Annotated in this window: 12 protein-coding genes; 9 read left to right on the forward strand and 3 right to left on the reverse strand. The window is 70.6% G+C overall.

The window, feature by feature from the left end; translation table 11 throughout:
- Window positions 1–239: 239 nt before the first annotated feature.
- Both ACWCPY_RS36400 and ACWCPY_RS36405 read left to right on the forward strand, forming a co-directional pair.
- Window positions 240–1571 (forward strand): N-acetylmuramoyl-L-alanine amidase, encoded by a 1332-nt coding sequence (locus ACWCPY_RS36400; RefSeq protein WP_451272401.1) that lies wholly within the window; start codon window positions 240–242, stop codon window positions 1569–1571.
- A gap of 65 nt (window positions 1572–1636) precedes the next feature.
- The gene (locus ACWCPY_RS36405; RefSeq protein WP_451272403.1) at window positions 1637–1906 is read left to right on the forward strand and encodes a hypothetical protein; all 270 of its coding nucleotides are present in this window, start codon (window positions 1637–1639) and stop codon (window positions 1904–1906) included.
- Between the two features lie 68 nt (window positions 1907–1974).
- Here the strand turns inward: ACWCPY_RS36405 and ACWCPY_RS36410 are convergent, their stop codons facing one another.
- Complete coding sequence (locus ACWCPY_RS36410; RefSeq protein WP_451272405.1) at window positions 1975–3162, reverse strand: ROK family transcriptional regulator; 1188 nt, start codon at window positions 3160–3162, stop codon at window positions 1975–1977.
- A gap of 165 nt (window positions 3163–3327) precedes the next feature.
- Here ACWCPY_RS36410 and ACWCPY_RS36415 point away from each other — a divergent pair, with 165 nt between their 5' ends.
- The 6 genes from ACWCPY_RS36415 (at window position 3328) to ACWCPY_RS36440 (ending at window position 12080) form a co-directional block, all read left to right on the forward strand.
- Window positions 3328–4815: a sugar ABC transporter ATP-binding protein gene (locus tag ACWCPY_RS36415; protein WP_451272407.1), complete on the forward strand. Its 1488-nt coding sequence runs from the start codon at window positions 3328–3330 to the stop codon at window positions 4813–4815.
- Window positions 4812–5828 (forward strand): ABC transporter permease, encoded by a 1017-nt coding sequence (locus ACWCPY_RS36420; RefSeq protein ID WP_451272409.1) that lies wholly within the window; start codon window positions 4812–4814, stop codon window positions 5826–5828. The genes ACWCPY_RS36415 and ACWCPY_RS36420 overlap by 4 nt, the downstream gene beginning before the upstream one ends.
- Window positions 5825–6832, forward strand: a complete 1008-nt coding sequence (locus ACWCPY_RS36425; protein ID WP_451272411.1) for an ABC transporter permease — start codon at window positions 5825–5827, stop codon at window positions 6830–6832. Before ACWCPY_RS36420 ends, ACWCPY_RS36425 begins: the two co-directional genes overlap by 4 nt.
- Window positions 6829–8043 carry a substrate-binding domain-containing protein gene (locus ACWCPY_RS36430; protein ID WP_451272413.1) on the forward strand — a complete coding sequence of 405 codons (1215 nt, stop codon included), beginning with the start codon at window positions 6829–6831 and terminating at the stop codon, window positions 8041–8043. The genes ACWCPY_RS36425 and ACWCPY_RS36430 overlap by 4 nt, the downstream gene beginning before the upstream one ends.
- Window positions 8040–8912: a sugar phosphate isomerase/epimerase family protein gene (locus ACWCPY_RS36435; protein ID WP_451272415.1), complete on the forward strand. Its 873-nt coding sequence runs from the start codon at window positions 8040–8042 to the stop codon at window positions 8910–8912. Before ACWCPY_RS36430 ends, ACWCPY_RS36435 begins: the two co-directional genes overlap by 4 nt.
- A gap of 72 nt (window positions 8913–8984) precedes the next feature.
- Window positions 8985–12080, forward strand: a complete 3096-nt coding sequence (locus tag ACWCPY_RS36440) for a ThuA domain-containing protein (protein WP_451272417.1) — start codon at window positions 8985–8987, stop codon at window positions 12078–12080.
- Between the two features lie 69 nt (window positions 12081–12149).
- Here the strand turns inward: ACWCPY_RS36440 and ACWCPY_RS36445 are convergent, their stop codons facing one another.
- Window positions 12150–13286 (reverse strand): aminoglycoside phosphotransferase family protein, encoded by a 1137-nt coding sequence (locus ACWCPY_RS36445; RefSeq protein WP_451272419.1) that lies wholly within the window; start codon window positions 13284–13286, stop codon window positions 12150–12152.
- Window positions 13287–13517: 231 nt separating this feature from the next.
- Here ACWCPY_RS36445 and ACWCPY_RS36450 point away from each other — a divergent pair, with 231 nt between their 5' ends.
- Window positions 13518–15017: a DNA-binding protein NsdB gene (locus ACWCPY_RS36450; RefSeq protein ID WP_451272421.1), complete on the forward strand. Its 1500-nt coding sequence runs from the start codon at window positions 13518–13520 to the stop codon at window positions 15015–15017.
- A 141-nt stretch (window positions 15018–15158) separates the two neighbouring features.
- Here ACWCPY_RS36450 and ACWCPY_RS36455 read toward each other — a convergent pair whose 3' ends face one another.
- Entirely contained in the window at window positions 15159–16625 is a 1467-nt protein-coding gene (locus ACWCPY_RS36455) for a PP2C family protein-serine/threonine phosphatase (RefSeq protein ID WP_451272423.1), read from the reverse strand.
- Window positions 16626–16863: the final 238 nt, after the last annotated feature.

Below are 16863 nucleotides of genomic sequence, written 5' to 3' on the forward strand. Positions count from 1 at the left end.
GCCGGAGATCACCCGGCCGCTGCGCAGAACCCCGGCAACGAGCCGTCGCGCAACACCGGTTCATTCTTTCCGTCGCAGGTCAGACACCCCGCCAGTGGTCTGGTCCACTGGCTCGAACCGTGACCTCCGCTGATCCCTTGACGTGCTGTCATCTCAAGTCGGAGAGTGTGCGCGCACAGCGGAACAGTGGGATCGGATCACGCACGGCTCCATCACGTACGGCTCCAAGAAGGGTTGTCATGACCTCCAAGCAGAGGACCGGACTCGCACTCGCGCTGACAGGTGTCGGCGCACTGAGCATGGCGCTGCTCAGCCCCGCGGCGCAGGCCGGCGCGGACGGGGTGCGACCGGAATGCCCGCGCAGCCTCGCATGCGACTGGGTACCGGCGGCCTACCAGCAGACGGGTGACCCGGCCGACAAGGAGACGTACGGGAACTACGACACCGCGGACCGGCCGCACACCAACAAGATCAGGTTCATTGTTCTGCACGACACCGAGGAAGACTTCGACACCACCCTGAAGATCTTCCAGAACCCGCTGAAGCAGACCTCCGCCCACTACGTGGTGCGTTCGTCCGACGGCCATGTCACCCAGATGGTCAAGGGCAAGGACGTCGCCTGGCAGGCGGGCAACTGGTACGTCAACAGCCACTCCATAGGCATCGAGCAGGAGGGCGTCGCCGTCGAGGGCGCCAAGTGGTACACCCCCGAGATGTACCGCTCGACCGCCAGGCTGGTGCGCCACCTCGCGGCCAAGTACGACATACCGCTCGACCGCCAGCACATCATCGGCCACGACGGAGTGCCGCCCACCAGCGCGTCCGGCACCAAGAACATGCACTGGGACCCGGGCACCTACTGGGACTGGAACCGCTTCATGGCGCTGCTCGGCAAGCCCACCGTGCCGAGCGCCTCCGAGAGCAGTGAACTGATCACCGTCAGCCCGGACTTCAAGAAGAACCAGCAGGCGTTCCGCGACTGCGAGAAGGGCGTCGACCTGCCGGTCCAGGGCTCCAGCGCCGTCCCGCTGCACACTGCGCCGTCCACCGACGCGCCCCTCTTCTCCGACCCCGGCCTGCACACCGACGGCTCGCCCGGCACGAACTGCGCCGCCGACTGGGGCAGCAAGATCAGTGCCACCCAGCAGGCCGTCGTCGCGGACCACGCCCCCGGCTGGACGGCGATCTGGTGGTACGGCCAGAAGGCCTGGTTCCAGACCCCGGCCCGCAGCCGCAACACCACGCCCACCTCCGGCTATGTCGTCAGGCCGAAGGCGGGCCGCACGGACGTGCCGGTGTACGGGGTCGCGTACCCGGAGAAGTCCGAGTACCCCGCGGACTTCGCGGACAAGCGGGTGGGCGCGCCGCTCCAGTACACGATCAAGGCCGGCCAGTCCTACCCCGGCGGCGGCGAGGCGCCGACCGGCTTCTTCTACGCGCCGACGATCGACTCCTCGTACCCGCTCGACCACGCGTACTTCCGTGGCAAGGAGAAGTACGTGACGGTCCAGATCGGCCACCGGATCGCCTTCGTGAAGGCTTCCGACGTGGACATCGTGCGCACGCGCTGAGACCTCGCCGCGGCTCTCGCGGCGGCAGGAACGCCGGGTATCCGGACAACCAGAAGGAGGCCTTCATGCACAAGCCGATCAGGACCGCCGCCACCGCGGTCGTGGGCCTTGCCGTGGCGCTCGCACTCACCTGCGCCGGAGCCGTCGTCACCGTCGCGACGGCCTCGGCCGCCGCCGCGTCCGGGACCGGGGCGCAGGGCTGGGACGTCTCCGGCTCGTTCGGCACCCAGCAGGAGTGCGTGGCCGCCGGGGACGCGGGTGTCGCCGACGGGAGCTGGGCACAGTACCGGTGCGTACTGTTCGAGGCCCGGTGGGACCTGATGACTCCCGCGTGACCGCACGGCCGAGTGCCTTGTGACCGGTGCCCCCGCGCATACCGTCCGTGCGCGCGGGGGCACTCGCATCAGCCCGCGACCAGCCGGTTCACCTGCTCGGGAGACAGGGCGTGCTCGATGGCGAGGATCCCCGCACCCACCGCCGCCGCGTTCTCACCCGTACGGCTCGGCTCGATCCGCAGCAGCTGGGTGGCCAGCGGATGCGAGCGCCGGTACACCGCCTCCCGCACCCCCGCGAGCAACTGGTCGTGTACGGCGGCCAGCGCGCCGCCCATCACCACCGTGTCCGGGTTGAAGAAGTTCACCAGCCCCGCCAGGACCTCGCCGACCGCCCGCCCGGCCTCCCGCACCATCCGCACCGCGTCCCGGTTCCCGGACCGCACCAGCCGCACCACATCGCTGCCCGACGCCGCGTCCAGCCCCAGAGCGACCAGCTTCGCCGCCAGTGACGCGCCACCCGCGACCGCCTCCAGGCAGCCCGAATTGCCGCACCGGCACGGATCGTCGAGATCTGCGACCCGGATGTGGCCGATGTCGCCCGCGCACCCCTGCGCACCCCGGTGCAGCTCGCCGTCGGCGACGATCCCGCAGCCGATCCCCGTACCGACCTTGATGTACAGCAGATAGCGGCAGTCCGGGAAGGCGCGCCGCTGCTCGCCCAGCGCCATCACGTTCACATCGTTGTCGACGAGCGCCCGCACCCCGAACCGGGAGGCGAAGAACTCCGGGATCGGGTACCGGTGCCAGCCCGGCATGATCGGCGGATCGACGGGACGGCCGGTGGAGAACTCCACCGGACCCGGCACCCCGACGCCGATGGACCGCAGCGTTCCCGGCTCCCGGTGGGTCTCCTCCAGCAGGGCGCGCACGGTGCGCTCCACGTGCCGCAGCACGGAATCCGGGCCGTCCCCGATCGACAGCGGCTGCTCGTGCGTGGCGAGCGTGGTCCCGCCGATGTCCATCAGCGCCACCCGGCAGTGCGAGGCCCCCAGATCCACCCCGGCCACCGCGTGCTCACGGGTGCGCAGCGCCAGCCGTCGCGGCGGTCGGCCGCCGGTGGAAGTGCCGTCGGCGTCCTCGTCCACGAGGCCGTGCGCGATCAGGGCGTCCACGCGCTGGGAGACCGTCGAACGGGCCATCTTGGTGACCCGGGCGATATCGGCCCGGGTCGTCACCGCCCCGGAACCGATCAGTGCGAGCACCTCGCCGGGCGAGTGCGATGCGGCAGCGGAATTGCGATCCGACGGCGAAGACATGGCAGTCACCCTAGGGACGACTTTCGCTGCTCACAAGGCATGCTCTGTTCGTTCATCGGCATAAGTCTCGACCAAGTCGCCTTAAAACAAAGGTGCTTGAGACCTTGACACTCCCAATGCCTGTCACGACTCTGCTCTGCAGACCACTGAGCGAGGAGCAGTTCGATGCTGACGATGCAGGGTGTGTCCAAGAGCTTTCTCGGGGTGCGTGTGCTCGACGGGGTGGGGCTCGACCTCGAAGCCGGAGAAGTGCATGCCCTGGTGGGGGAGAACGGCGCGGGAAAGTCGACACTGATGAAGATCCTCGCGGGCGAGCACTTACCCGACGCGGGAACCCTCACCATCGACGGCACCGCCCACTCCTTCAGCCACCCGGCCCGGGCCCAGGCCGCCGGGATCGGCATCATCCACCAGGAGTTCGCGCTCCTGGAGCACCGTACGGTCGCCGAGAACGTCTTCCTCGGCCGCGAACCGACCCGGTACGGACTCGTCGACCGGCGCACCATGGAGCGGCGCACCGCCGAACTCCTCGCCGAGCTCGACGAGACCGGCATCACCCCGCGGACCCCCGTGCACGAACTCTCCGTCGCACGCCGGCAGACCGTCGAGATCGTCAAGGCCCTCGCATCCGAGGTCCGCATCCTGGTGATGGACGAACCCACCGCCGCACTCGCCGACCACGAGGTCGAGCGGCTCTGCGCCCTGGTCCGTCGTCTCACCGCCCGTGGACTGGGCATCCTCTACGTCTCGCACCGGCTCCGCGAGGTCTTCGAGCTCTCGCGACGCATCACCGTCCTCAAGGACGGCCGCCGCGTCACGACCCTCACCACCCGCGACACCGACATCGACACGGTCGTACGCGCCATGGTGGGACGGGAACTCGGCGCCTACTACCCGCCCAGGGCCGGGCCGCAGGAGCCGGGCGAGGTACGGCTCACGGTGCGCGGCGGCGGCAACTCCCGGATCCTCGGCATCGATCTGACCCTGCGGGCCGGCGAGGTCGTCGGCGTCGCCGGCCTCCAGGGTTCCGGCCGGACCTCGCTCGCCCGTGCCCTCTTCGGCGCCGACCCCTTCACCACGGGCACCATGACCGTCGGCGGGGAAGAACTGCGCCCGGCCCGTCCCCGGGAGGCCGTCCGGGCCGGGATCGCCCTGGTCACCGAGGACCGCAAGGGGGAGGGCCTCGCACTGCACCAGTCGGTCACCGACAACGCGCTGCTCGTGACCCGCGCCGTCCCCGCACGCGGCAGACCGGTCGTCCGCCACGAGGTGACCGCCCTGCTGGAACGCGTACGCCTCCACGCCCACGGCGCCGACCAGCAGGTCCAGTACCTGTCCGGCGGCAATCAGCAGAAGGTCGTCATCGCCAAGTGGCTCGCCGCCCGCCCCCGGGTGCTCCTCTTCGACGAGCCGACCCGGGGTGTCGACGTCGGCGCCAAGGCGGCCATCCACACCCTCGTGCGGGAACTGGCGCGCGAGGGCCTCGCCGTACTGATCATCTCCTCCGAGCTGCCCGAGCTGATCGGCATGAGCGACCGCGTCCTCGTCATGTCCGAAGGCCGGCTCGCCGGTGAACTGCCCGCCGGTGCCTCGGAGGAGGCCGTCATGCGCGTCGCCACCGGCGGCGACCGCGCACGGGAGGGAGCAGCATGACCGTACTGCGGCCCGATCCGGGCACCCGGCTCCGCGCCGGCACGACGCGGGCGGCCCGGACGCGTCCCGCCGGCCCCGTGGCCGGGGTCTGGCTCGCCGCCCTCGCCGTCACCGTGCTCGGCTGGACCGTCGTCGCGGCCCACGGCGGGGAGTTCCTGACCGTGACCAACGTGGTCACGATCCTCCAGAACTGTGTCGCCCTCGGTCTCGTGGCCGTCGGCCAGTCCGTGGTCATCCTCAGCGGATCGCTCGACCTCTCCGTCGCCTACCTCATCAGCCTGGGCACCCTCGTGGCGGCGGAGACGATGGAGAGCGGGGGCGTGCTCGTCGCGGTCGTCGCCGTCCTCGCCCTCTGTGCCGCCGTCGGCCTGGCCAACGGGCTGATCGTCACCGGGCTCAAGGTCAACGCCTTCATCGCCACCCTCGGCGCGGCCTTCATCCTGCGTGGCTGGATCGAGGACAACTACACCGGCCCGGCCGGCAAGGTCCCCGCCTCCTTCCAGCACCTCGGATACGACCGGATCGGACCGGTCCCCGTCTCCCTCTTCCTCCTTCTCGCGGTCGCCGCCGTCCTGTGGCTGATCACCCGCCGCACCCGGCTCGGCCACCACATGTACGCGACCGGCGGCGACGAGCACGCCGCCCGGCTCTCCGGCGTACGCACCCGGCGCACCGTCGTCACCGCACACCTCCTGTGCTCGCTCTGCGTCGGCGCCGCGGCCCTCTTCCTCGCCGCACGGCTCGGCGCCGGGGCCCCCTGGGCGGGCACGGAGGCCCGCTACGACCTGGAGTCCATCGCCGCCGTCGTCCTCGGCGGCACCGCGCTCGCCGGCGGGCGCGGCGGAGTGGCGGGCACCCTCGGCGGAGTCCTCGTCCTCGCCGTGCTCGACAGCGTCTTCAACCAGTTGTCCGTGGACCCGTTCTTCAAGAACGTCGTCCGCGGCGTCGTCATCATCGCGGCCGTCGCCCTGTACGCGCGGGGCCGCCGCACCCCGCAGGGGAGGACCGCATGACCACCGCCGCCCAGGCGCCCGCCGGCCGCCGTGTCCTGCGTGCCCTCACCACCGGCACCCCCGTCTACCTCCTGCTCGCGGTGCTCCTGGCCGCACTCGCCCTCACCGACCCGGGCTTCTACGAACCCGACCGCTTCCTCTCCTTCGTCAAGCGTGCCGCCCCCCTCGTGATCCTCGCGGCCGGTCAGTACCTGGTCATCGTCTGCGGCGAGTTCGATCTCTCCGTCGGAGCGATCGTCACCGCCGGGGTGGTCGTCGCCGCGGAACTCTACGGCTCGTTCCCGGCCGCGCCCTGGCCGCTCGTCACCGCGGTCCTGCTGCTCGCCGGAGCCCTCGCCGGTCTCGTCAGCGGACTGATCACCACCCTGCTGCGCGTGCCGTCGTTCATCACCACGCTCGGCATGATGCTGATCCTCGAAGGCGCCGTTTTCTTCTGGACCGGCGGCTCCCCGCACGGCGCGCTGCCCCCGGAGTTCCGCAGGCTCGGACGCGGCACCGCCTTCGGCTGGCTGCCGTGGGCCGTCCTGGCATGCGCCGTCGCGGGGCTCCTGGCCGTACGCCTGATGCGTTCCGACTTCGGCCGCACGCTCCTCGCCACCGGCGACAGCGAACGCGCCGCGGCTCTGGCCGGAGTCCGGGTCGCGCGCGCCCGGACCGTCGCCTTCGTGCTCTCCGGGGGCGCGGCCGCGCTCGCGGCCGTACTGGTCGGCGGTTTCTCCGGGGTCTCGGCGCAGGCGGGCCGGGGCTACGAGTTCGAGGCGATCACGGCCGTCGTGCTGGGCGGCGTGGTGCTCGGCGGTGGCCGGGGCTCCGTCGTCGCGGCGATGGCCGGGGCGTTCTCACTCCAGGCACTGTTCACCCTGCTCAACCTCCAGGGCGTCTCCGGAGCCCTGGAATCGACCGTGCAAGGCGTCATCGTCATCGCCGCCGTCGCCCTCGGCGCAGCCGACTGGACCCGGCCGCGCCGCCGCGGCACCGAATCCCCGGGAGCGAAAACCTCATGAGTGAGCGAAAGATCGGACACGTCCTCGCGCCGGTCGCCGCACTGCTGGGCGCCGCGCTGCTGGCCGGCTGCACGAGCGACGCACCGCCCGACGCGCCCGCCGCCGGAGCGAGCGGCAGCACGGGCGACCCGGGCACCGGCGCGCAGTCGAAGTTCTTCGACCGGGCCGAGTACGAGCGCCAGCTCGCCCTCGCCGAGGTCACCCCGCAGGGACCCGCCGGGAAGCCGTGGGAGCAGATGCTCCGCCCGAAGCTCGTCGACACCACCCAGTTCCGGAAGAAGGGCGGCGGCGGGATCCGGCTCTGCTTCTCCAACGCCGGGGTCTTCAACCCCTGGCGCCAGGTCGGCCTGAAGAACATGCGGGCCGAGGCCGCGCTCCACAAGGAGATCACCGGGTTCACCGTGCTCGACGCGCAGGGCAAGGACGACAAGCAGATCTCCGACATCCAGGAACTCGCCGGCCAGGACTGCGACGCCCTGATCGTCTCGCCCAACACCACGGCCACCCTCACCCCCGCCGTCGAGCAGGCCTGCGGAAAGGTGCCCGTGATCGTCTTCGACCGCGGTGTCGAGACCGACTGTGCGGTCACCTTCATCAACCCGGTCGGCGGCTACGGATACGGGGCGGTCGCCGCGGACTTCCTCGTCGGGAAGGTCAAGCCCGGGGGGAAGATCCTCGCCCTGCGGATCTCCCCGGGCGTCGATGTGCTGGAGACCCGCTGGTCGGCGGCGAAGCTCGCGTTCGACAGGAGCGGACTCGACGTCGTCGATGTGAAGTTCACCGACGGCGACCCGGCGAAGACGAAGGCGATCGTCACCGACGCCCTCACCCGCAACGGCGACATCGACGGCGTCTGGATGGACTCCGGAGCGACCTCCGTCGCCGCCGTCGAGGCCTTCGAGGACGCCGGCAAGGACGTACCGCCCATCACCGGCGAGGACCAGCAGGACTTCCTCCAGGTCTGGAAGGAGAAGAAACTCACCGCCATCGCTCCCTCGTACCCCACCTTCCAGTGGCGCACCCCGGTCATCGCCGCGCTGCGGATCCTCAAGGGGGAGCAGGTCCCGAAGGAGTGGAAGCTCCCGCAGCCCACCGTCACCCAGGACACCCTCGACCAGTACTACAGGCCGGGCATGCCGCCCCTGCACTACGCGATGTGCGGCTGCGAGAACCTGCCCGGATTCCCGGAGAAGTGGGGAGGCAAGAAGTGACCGCCGCCTACCCGCTCGGGGCCAATCCGTGGATCTGGCACTCGCCGGTGACGTACGGAACACTGGGCGACGTCCTGCCCCGGCTGTCCGCATGGGGTTTCGACTGCGTGGAGATCCCGCTGGAGAACGAACGGGACTGGGCACCCGCGTCCGTCGCCAAGCTCCTCGACGCCTCGGGCCTCGCCCCCGCCGCAGTGATCGCCGTCATGCCGCCCGGCCGCGACCTCGTCCGTGCCGATCCGCGGACCGTCCGGGTCACCCAGGACTATCTGTGCCGCTGTGTCGACGCCGCCGAAGCCCTCGGCGCCCCCACCGTCGCCGGACCCATGTACGCGGCAGTGGGCCGCACCTGGCGGATGGACCGCGCCGAACGCGCCGCCGCGTACGAGGAGTTGCGGGGGAACCTGGCCCCGGTCGTCGCACACGCCCGCGCGGCGGGGGTGCGCCTGGCCGTGGAACCCCTCAACCGGTACGAGACGAGCCTGCTCAACACCGTCGACCAGACCCTCGAAGCGCTGGCCGGCCTCCCCGGGGCCACCATCGGCCTCGCGCTCGACGTGTACCACCAGAACATCGAGGAACGCTCGCTGCCCGACGCCGTGCAGCGAGCGGCCGGCCGCATCGTCCACGTCCAGGTGTGCGCCAACGACCGGGGCACGCCCGGCGCCGACAGTCTCGACTGGCCCGGCTTCCTCACCGCGCTCACCGCAAGCGGCTACTGGGGACCGCTCTGCATCGAGTCGTTCACCGCGCACAACGACGCCATCGCGGTCGCCGCCTCGGTGTGGCGGCCGCTCGCCGGCACCCAGGACAGCATCGCGACCGACGGCCTGGCCTTTCTGCGCCGAGCCCTGAGGACTGTCACCTGACCCCACCCGTCCGCAACCCGCAGAGAGGACCCGCTCGTGAGCCGTCACCGATTGCGCTGTCATGTCCGTGACATGCAGCGTACGTTCATCGCGCTGGTGGGCGCACTGCTCCTCGCGCTGACCGCACTGCCCGCCTCCGCAGCCACCACCGGGAAGGCCCCCGCCTTCCGCGCCCTGCTCTTCACCCGCGCCGTCGGCTATGTGCACGCCTCCATCCCGGCCGGCGTGCAGATGTTCAAGGAGGAGGCCGCCGCGGGCGGCTTCGAACTCGTCGAGACCGCCGACCCCGCGGTCTTCGACACCACGAAACTCAAGGACTTCGACGTCGTCGTCATGCTGCAGAACTCCGGCATGGTCTGGGACACCGACGCCCAGCGTGAGGCGATGCAGGCCTACGTACGCGGAGGCGGCGGCGTCGTCGCCATCCACAACACCCTCGACATGGGCATCGAGGACACCTTCCCCTGGTGGGACGAGGCCATCAACGGCGGCGTCCACATGCCCGCCCACTCACCCGGTGTCCTCCAGGGCACCGCCAAGGTCGCCGACCGCGTCCACCCCTCCACCGCGGGACTCCCCGAACGCTGGGAGCGCCCCGAGGAGTGGTACAACTTCGACCGGAACCCCCGCGGCGACGTCCACGTCCTCGTCACCGCCGACGAGACCACGTACGACCCCGGCGGCTCCGCCATGGGCGCCGACCACCCGATCTCCTGGTGCCGCAACACCGAGGGCGGCCGGGTCTGGGCGACCGCCATGGGTCACGACACCGCCTCGTACGGCGAGGCCGCCTTCCGCACCCATGTCATGGGCGGTGTCAGGTGGGCCGCGGGCAACAAGCCCGGCGACTGCGGCGGCACCGTCTGGAGCGGCTACGAGAAGGTCGCTCTGGACGACAACACCGCCGACCCGATGGAACTCGACGTCGCCAAGGACGGACGGGTCTTCTACGTCCAGCGCAGCGGCGAGGTCAACATCTACGACCCGGCGACCCACGCCACCACCACCGCCGGGAAACTCGACGTCTACACCGGCGGCGAGGACGGCCTGGTCGGCATGGAACTCGACCCGGACTTCATGAAGAACCACTGGATCTACCTCTACTATGCCCCCGCGGCCGCCACCGAGGACGTCAACCGGCTCTCCCGCTTCACGGTCAAGGGCAACACCCTCGACCGCGCGAGCGAGAAGAAGCTCCTCGACGTTCCCGCCTACCGCGACCGCACCTTCCCCGAGCCCGGACACACCGGAGGCGCCGTCGAGTTCGGTCCCGACCGCACCCTCTACCTCGGCGTCGGCGACGACACCCCGCCCAACCTCGACCCGAACTGGCAGGGATACGCCCCGCTCGACTGGCGCGAGGGCAAGCAGATGCTGGACGCCGCCCGCACCGCGGGCAACACCGACGACCTGCGCGGCAAGATTCTGCGCATCAAGCCCAAGGACTCCGGCGGCTACACCATCCCCAAGGGCAACCTCTTCGCCCCGGGAACCGCCAGGACCCGCCCCGAGATCTACGCCATGGGCTTCCGCAACCCCTTCCGCTTCACCGTCGACCCGAAGACCGGCTACGTCCACGCCTCCGACTACGGCCCCGACCGCGGACTGCCCACCACCGACCGGGGGCCCGAAGGGCTCGTCGAGTACAACGTCATCAAGAAGGCCGGAAACTTCGGCTGGCCGTTCTGCCACGGCAACAACCAGGCATACGCCCCGTACAACCCGGACACCAAGGAGGTCGGCCCCAAATTCGACTGCGCCAACCCGGTCAACCCCTCGCCCAACAACACCGGTCTGACCCGGCTCCCGCCGATCCAGCAGCCGGAGATCTGGTACGGCTACGGCGCGTCCGAGGAATTCCCCGAGGTCGGCAGCGGCGGCTCGGCCCCGATGAGCGGACCCGTCTACCACTACGACAGGAAGAACCCGTCCACCACGAAGTTCCCCGCCTACTTCGAGGGCGCGAGCTTCTTCTACGAGTGGTCGCGCGACTTCGTCAAGGAAGTCCGCTTCGACAAGGACCAGAAGGTCCTGAAGATCAACGACTTCCTCTCCACCCAGAAATTCAACAAGCCCATGGACATGACGTTCGGGCCCGACGGCTCGCTCTACGTCCTCGAATGGGGCAGCTCCTTCGGCGGCGGAAACAACGACTCCGGGCTCTACCGCATCGACTACGCACAGGGCCAGCGCGCACCGGTCGCCAAGGCCGCCGCCTCCGCCACCGACGGCCCCGTCCCCCTGAAGGTCGACTTCTCCAGCCGGGGCAGCAACGACCCGGACGGCGACACCCTCAGCTACGCCTGGGACTTCGACGGCGACGGCACCTACGACTCCACCGAGGCCGACCCCAGCCACACCTACACGGCCAAGGGCGATTTCTCCGCCCAGCTGAAGGTCACCGACTCCACCGGCAGGTCCGGGTACGCCAACATCCCCGTCACGGCGGGCAACACGGCACCGAAGGTGACCATCGAATTCCCGGTCAGCGGCAAACTCATCGAGTTCGGCGACAAGATCCCGTACAAGGTCACGGTCACCGATCCCGAGGACGGCCCGGTCGACTGCTCCAAGGTCACCGTCAACCCGGCCCTGGGCCACGACGACCACGAGCACCCCACCACCGACATCCCCGGCTGCGAGGGAACCGTGGACACCGGTGATCTGGGCGGCCACCCCGAAGGCGCGGACCTCACCTACGTACTCAACGCCAAGTACACCGACAAGGGCGGCGACGGCGTCTCCGCCCTGACCGGCTACGGCCGCGCCGTGCTCCAGCCCGAGCACAAGCAGGCGGAGTACTACGACGCGCAGTCCGGCACCCGGATCGTCGCCCAGGAAGGAGCCGAGAACGGCAAGCGGATCGGAGACGTCTCCGACGGCGACTGGGTCGCCTTCGACCCGATGAGCGTCGAAGGCATCGGCACGGTCGCCTACCGGCTGTCCTCACCCAACGGGGTCGGCGCGATCGAACTGCGGGCCGACACCCCTGACGGCCCGCTCCTCGCCACCACCCCGGTCCCCGACACGGGTGGCTGGGACAACTACCAGACGACCTCGCCCGTGCCCGTCCAGGAACTGAAGGGAACCCACAAGCTCTACCTCGTCTTCACGTCCCCGCAGGACAACTCCTTCGACGTGGACGCGGTCGACTTCAGGAGCCCCTGACAGCGCATCGGCGCGCTGCAGGCCCGGTGTGTCGGCACCGGGCCCGCAGCGCGCACCCCCCTGGCAGGGTCAGCGAGTGCCGACCGCGGCACGTACGGCCCTTCGGGCCATCGCGCAGTCGTCGTGCAGCCGGCGCAGCAGCAGCCGCTGCTCCTCGCTCGACGACAGCGCACCCGGGCGGTCCTGACCGGCGCCCGACGCCGAATCGCGCATGGCCCGCTGCACGGCCGTCTCGTACGTACGGATCTCGCGGGTCAGCACCAGCATCAGGTTCACCAGGAACGCATCCCGCGCCGCGGGCCCGGCGGCCTGCGCGAGCTGGCTGATCTGACGGCGCGCCGCCGGTGCGTCACCGAGCACCGTCCAGAGCGTCGCGAGGTCGTAGCCGGGCAGGTACCAGCCGGCGTGCTCCCAGTCCACCAGCACCGGGCCCGTGGGCGACAGCAGGATGTTGGAGAGCAGCGCGTCACCGTGACAGAACTGCCCCATGCCCTGCCGGCCGCCCGCGTGGGCCAGACCGTGCAGCAGCTTCTGCAGATCACCCAGATCCCGGTCGGTGAAGAGCCCCAGCTCGTGATACCGGGAGATTCGCGAGGCGTAGTCCAGCGGAGCGTCGAAGAGCCCCGGCGCCGGCCGCCAGGCGTTGACCCGGCTGATCGCGCCCAGCGCGGCCCGTACATCGGCACGGGGCGGAGCCTCCGAGGGATGCCGGGTCAACGCGGCCACCCGGCCGGGCATCCGCTCGATCACCAGTGTGCAGTTCTCCGGATCGGCCGCGATGAGCCGCGGCACGCGCACCGGCGGACGGTGCCGGACGAACGCACGGTATGCAGCTATTTCGTGCCGGAACCGCTCCGACCAGGCGGGGGAGTGGTCCAGTAAACACTTGGCGACCGCGGTCGCGCGGCCGGTGGAGCCGACGAGCAGCACCGAACGGCCGCTGCGGCGCAGCACCTGAACCGGGTTGAACTCGGGGCAGATCCGGTGCACCGAGGCGATCGCCATTCTCAGCTGCGCGCCCTGCGCTCCCGACAGGTCCAGCCGGCCGCTGAGCGGGGGACCGGCCGGACCGCCCGCGGGCCGTCGCGGCCGGACCGCGCCGGGCGCCGGTGCGACGGCATGCGGAGCGAGGTACGGTCCGCCGCCCGCGCCCAGGGGGCGGAGCGGCCGGGGCGGGGCGGTCACGGAGGACGATGCTGTGTACATGGGCGAGACAGATCCCTTCGCGCGCCGACAAGTTGCGTGCACCGCCCCGGCCGGCGGCCGTTCGGCACCCTGGGGAGTACCTAGGGCTGCCGGGCGGGGTGGCGCTTTCCTACCTGACACCGATCGGCAGGTGGCAGACCACGTGGCGCACCCTGGCGAACCCTGGCGAATAGTCGCAGGGCGTCTGACAGGGGGTTACTGTCAACACAGCCGAGAACCTGGGGGCTTGACGTGACCGGAGAACCCAACACCCGCCTGTCCGACCTGTTCGGCCTCGCCGGCTGGTCCAAGGGCGAACTCGCGAGAATGGTGAACAGGCAGGCGGCGGCCATGGGCCACCCGCAACTGGCCACCGACACCTCGCGGGTGAGGCGTTGGATCGACATGGGGGAGTCCCCCCGCGATCCCGTGCCCAAGGTGCTGGCTGCCCTGTTCACCGAGCGACTCGGTCGTGTCGTGACCATCGAGGACCTCGGGTTCGGCCGACGCGGGCGTGTGGGGAAGCGGCGAGAGGCCGGGACGCAGGACAATCCCGACGGACTGCCGTGGGCGCCCGAGCGGACGGCAGCGGTCCTCACCGAATTCACGGGAATGGACCTCATGCTCAACCGACGCGGCTTGGTGAGCGCGGGCGCCGCGCTCGCCGCAGGATCGACCATCACCGGCCCCATGCACGACTGGCTGCACTCCGACCCCGTGCTGGCGGCCGACGCGCCACGTATCGACGACCCCCTCCACGCGGACCAGGCCGGTTTCGACCGGTACGAGGCCGCGCCCATCGGGTCGGACGAGATCGAGGCGCTCGAACGCTCCGTCGAGGTGTTCCGCGCCTGGGACGCCTCGCGCGGCGGCGGACTCCAGCGCAAGGCCGTGGTGGGCCAGCTCAACGAGGTGGGCGGCATGCTCGCCTACCACCACCCCGACCATCTCCAGCGCCGGCTCTGGGGCGTCGCGGCCAATCTCGCGGTGCTCGCCGGATGGATGTCCCACGACATCGGCCTCGAACCGACCGCCCAGAAGTACTTCGTCATCGCGGCCCACGCGGCGCGCGAGGGCGGCGACCGTCCCCGGGCGGGTGAGGCACTCTCCAGGGCGGCCCGTCAGATGGTGCACCTCGGCCGTCCCGACGAGGCCCTGGACCTGATGAAGCTCGCCAAGTCCGGCTCCGGGGACATGGTTCTGCCACGTACCCAGGCGATGCTGCACACCATCGAGGCCTGGGCCCAGGCGTCCATGGGCCGCGGCCAGGCGATGCGGCGCACGCTCGGGAAGGCCGAGGAGCTCTTCACCTCGGACAAGAGCGACGTACCGCCGCCCAGTTGGATGCAGATGTTCGACGAGGCGGATCTGCACGGCATGCAGGCCCTGGCGTTCCGTACGCTCGCCGAACACGATCCGTCGGTGGCGATCGTTGCTCAGCGCCATGCCAAGCGGGCGCTGGAGCTGCGGGCCAACGGACGCCAGCGGTCCAAGATCTTCGACTACATCTCGCTGGCCTCGGCGTGCTTCATCGCCGACGACCCCGAGCAGGCCGACCGCTACGCGCGACTCGCCCTGGTGACCATGGGAGAGACCTCCTCGCACCGCACCTGGGACCGGCTGCGCGAAATGTACCGGCTCACGGGTCAGTTCGCGGGGCACGCGAAGATCGAGGACCTGCGTCAGGAGATCAAGCTCTCCCTGCCGCAGAGCTCCATCATCAAACAGCCCAGGCGGTCTTCTCAGATCTGAGACGAGGGCGCCGCGATGAGGGGGCGCCGAGCACAGGCCGTCCGAGCACCGCACCCGTAGGCGGGCCCGCCCTCCTGCGTCGTCTCGCCGTGTACGGGGTTCCGTGTGCCCGAGTGGTTCTGTACGGGTGCCGCCGCGCCGCTACGCCCCGATGCGGGCGATCAGCACGCAGGCGTCGTCCAGTCGCTCGGTGTCGCCGAACTCCGTGACGACGGTCCGCAGGCACTCCTGTGCCGAACGGGCCTGCGCGAACCGCGGTGCCAGAGCAAGCAGCGCGTCCGGGCCCGCACCCCGGTCGCTGTGACGGTTCAGACCGTCGGTGTGCAGCACCAGTACGTCGCCGGGCAGCAGACGCACTTCGTCCTGCTCGTACGCGACCCCGGAGGCCGCGCCGAGCAGGACCCCGTCGGGCGCGGGCAGCGGTCGCCCCTCCCCGTCGCGGAACAGCAGCGGAGCGGGGTGTCCCGCCTGTGCCCAGGCGAGGGTGCCGGTGGCCGGATCGACACGGCAGCACACCGCGCTGCCGAGAGCGGGTTGGACGGAGGTCTCCAGTAACTGATTGAGGTGCCCCATCAGGACACCGGGCTCGATGCCGGCCAAGGCCATGCCACGGAGCGCGCCCAGCAGCATCGCCATGGAGGAGGTCGCCTGGATGCCGTGGCCGGTCAGGTCACCGACCGTGAGGACGGTCCTGCCGTCCGGCATCTCCAGTGCGTCGTACCAGTCACCGCCGATGTGGGAGCTCGACTCCGACGGAAGGTAGTGGGCCGCGATGTCCAGTGCGCCCGGTGCCTGCGAGGGAAGCCGCAGCGAGCCCCGCCACGGGGGGAGGACGGCTTCCTGGAGCTCGACGGCCAGACGGTGCTCGGACCGGGCCCGGTGTTCCCGGTGGCGCAGCGAGTCGTGGCTGCGGCGCACCGCCTGCTGGCTGCGCCGCAACTCGCTGACGTCACGCAGGACTGCCCACATGGAGGCGGTGCAGCCGTCCGGGTCGAGGACGGGCTCGCCCATCATGTGGAGTGTGCGCATCCGGCCGTCGGTCCGCAGGATGCGGAACTCGCCGTCTATCGGCTTCCCGTCCACCAGGCAGTCCGTCACCAGGGCGGTGAGCAGGGGTTGGTCCTCGGGAAGCAGCATGGACGGGAGCTCGTCCAGCGAGAGCGGTCCGGCCTCGGGCGACCTGCCGAAGATCTGGAACAGTTCCTCGGACCAGCTGACGCCGTCGGTGAGCAGATTCCACTCCGCGCTGCCCACGCGGCCGATCAACGACCCCGGCTGCGGCTCGCCGTAACGCTGCCGCTCGCCCGCCTCCGCCGTGTCCGGTGCCGCCTCCGGCGCCGAGGTGTCCTCGACATGTTCCGTCCGGGGCGCCAGGCCCTCCCTGAGCTGTCCCAGGTGGGTGCCGAGATCGTCGAGATGGTGGACCGCCAGATCGCAGAGCGCCCGCCGCCAGCGCAGCTGCGCGTCTTCCTCGTCGATCAGTACGGTGTCCCGGCGCACGGCATCCACATCGCCACGGAGCCGACGGGTTCGGTTGATCAGCGCATCGACGGCCTGGCGCTCGGACGGCTGTGGGGCGGGGCGGTCCGCGAACAGAGGGGACGGCATCTCGTACTCCGATACAGGCGCGGCACGACCAGGTCTGAAAGGTGGACCGAGGACGACTGTCGCACAGCCGACGGGGGCCCGTAAGGGATTTGGCAACACTCGATGCGTTGTTGCTTCTGGCATGTGCCACAGGCTGCTCCGGGCCCCGATTCGTCGAACAGCCTTGCTGCCTGCGGACGTTGACGCAAGTCATCCGGCGTGTGCGGACGGTTGTGCGCCCGCGCGTTTCGTCCTCGCG

The sequence above is a fragment of the Streptomyces sp. NPDC002403 genome (genome assembly GCF_053593015.1).

Excerpts from the sequence above, each read along its gene's own strand:
- ACWCPY_RS36445 (WP_451272419.1), bottom strand. The coding sequence starts at position 13,286 with ATGTACACAGCATCGTCCTCCGTGACCGCCCCGCCCCGGCCGCTCCGC.
- ACWCPY_RS36455 (WP_451272423.1), bottom strand. The coding sequence starts at position 16,625 with ATGCCGTCCCCTCTGTTCGCGGACCGCCCCGCCCCACAGCCGTCCGAG.
- ACWCPY_RS36440 (WP_451272417.1), top strand. The coding sequence starts at position 8,985 with ATGCAGCGTACGTTCATCGCGCTGGTGGGCGCACTGCTCCTCGCGCTG.
- ACWCPY_RS36415 (WP_451272407.1), top strand. The coding sequence starts at position 3,328 with ATGCTGACGATGCAGGGTGTGTCCAAGAGCTTTCTCGGGGTGCGTGTG.
- ACWCPY_RS36420 (WP_451272409.1), top strand. The coding sequence starts at position 4,812 with ATGACCGTACTGCGGCCCGATCCGGGCACCCGGCTCCGCGCCGGCACG.
- ACWCPY_RS36405 (WP_451272403.1), top strand. The coding sequence starts at position 1,637 with ATGCACAAGCCGATCAGGACCGCCGCCACCGCGGTCGTGGGCCTTGCC.
- ACWCPY_RS36400 (WP_451272401.1), top strand. The coding sequence starts at position 240 with ATGACCTCCAAGCAGAGGACCGGACTCGCACTCGCGCTGACAGGTGTC.
- ACWCPY_RS36425 (WP_451272411.1), top strand. The coding sequence starts at position 5,825 with ATGACCACCGCCGCCCAGGCGCCCGCCGGCCGCCGTGTCCTGCGTGCC.
- ACWCPY_RS36410 (WP_451272405.1), bottom strand. The coding sequence starts at position 3,162 with ATGTCTTCGCCGTCGGATCGCAATTCCGCTGCCGCATCGCACTCGCCC.
- ACWCPY_RS36430 (WP_451272413.1), top strand. The coding sequence starts at position 6,829 with ATGAGTGAGCGAAAGATCGGACACGTCCTCGCGCCGGTCGCCGCACTG.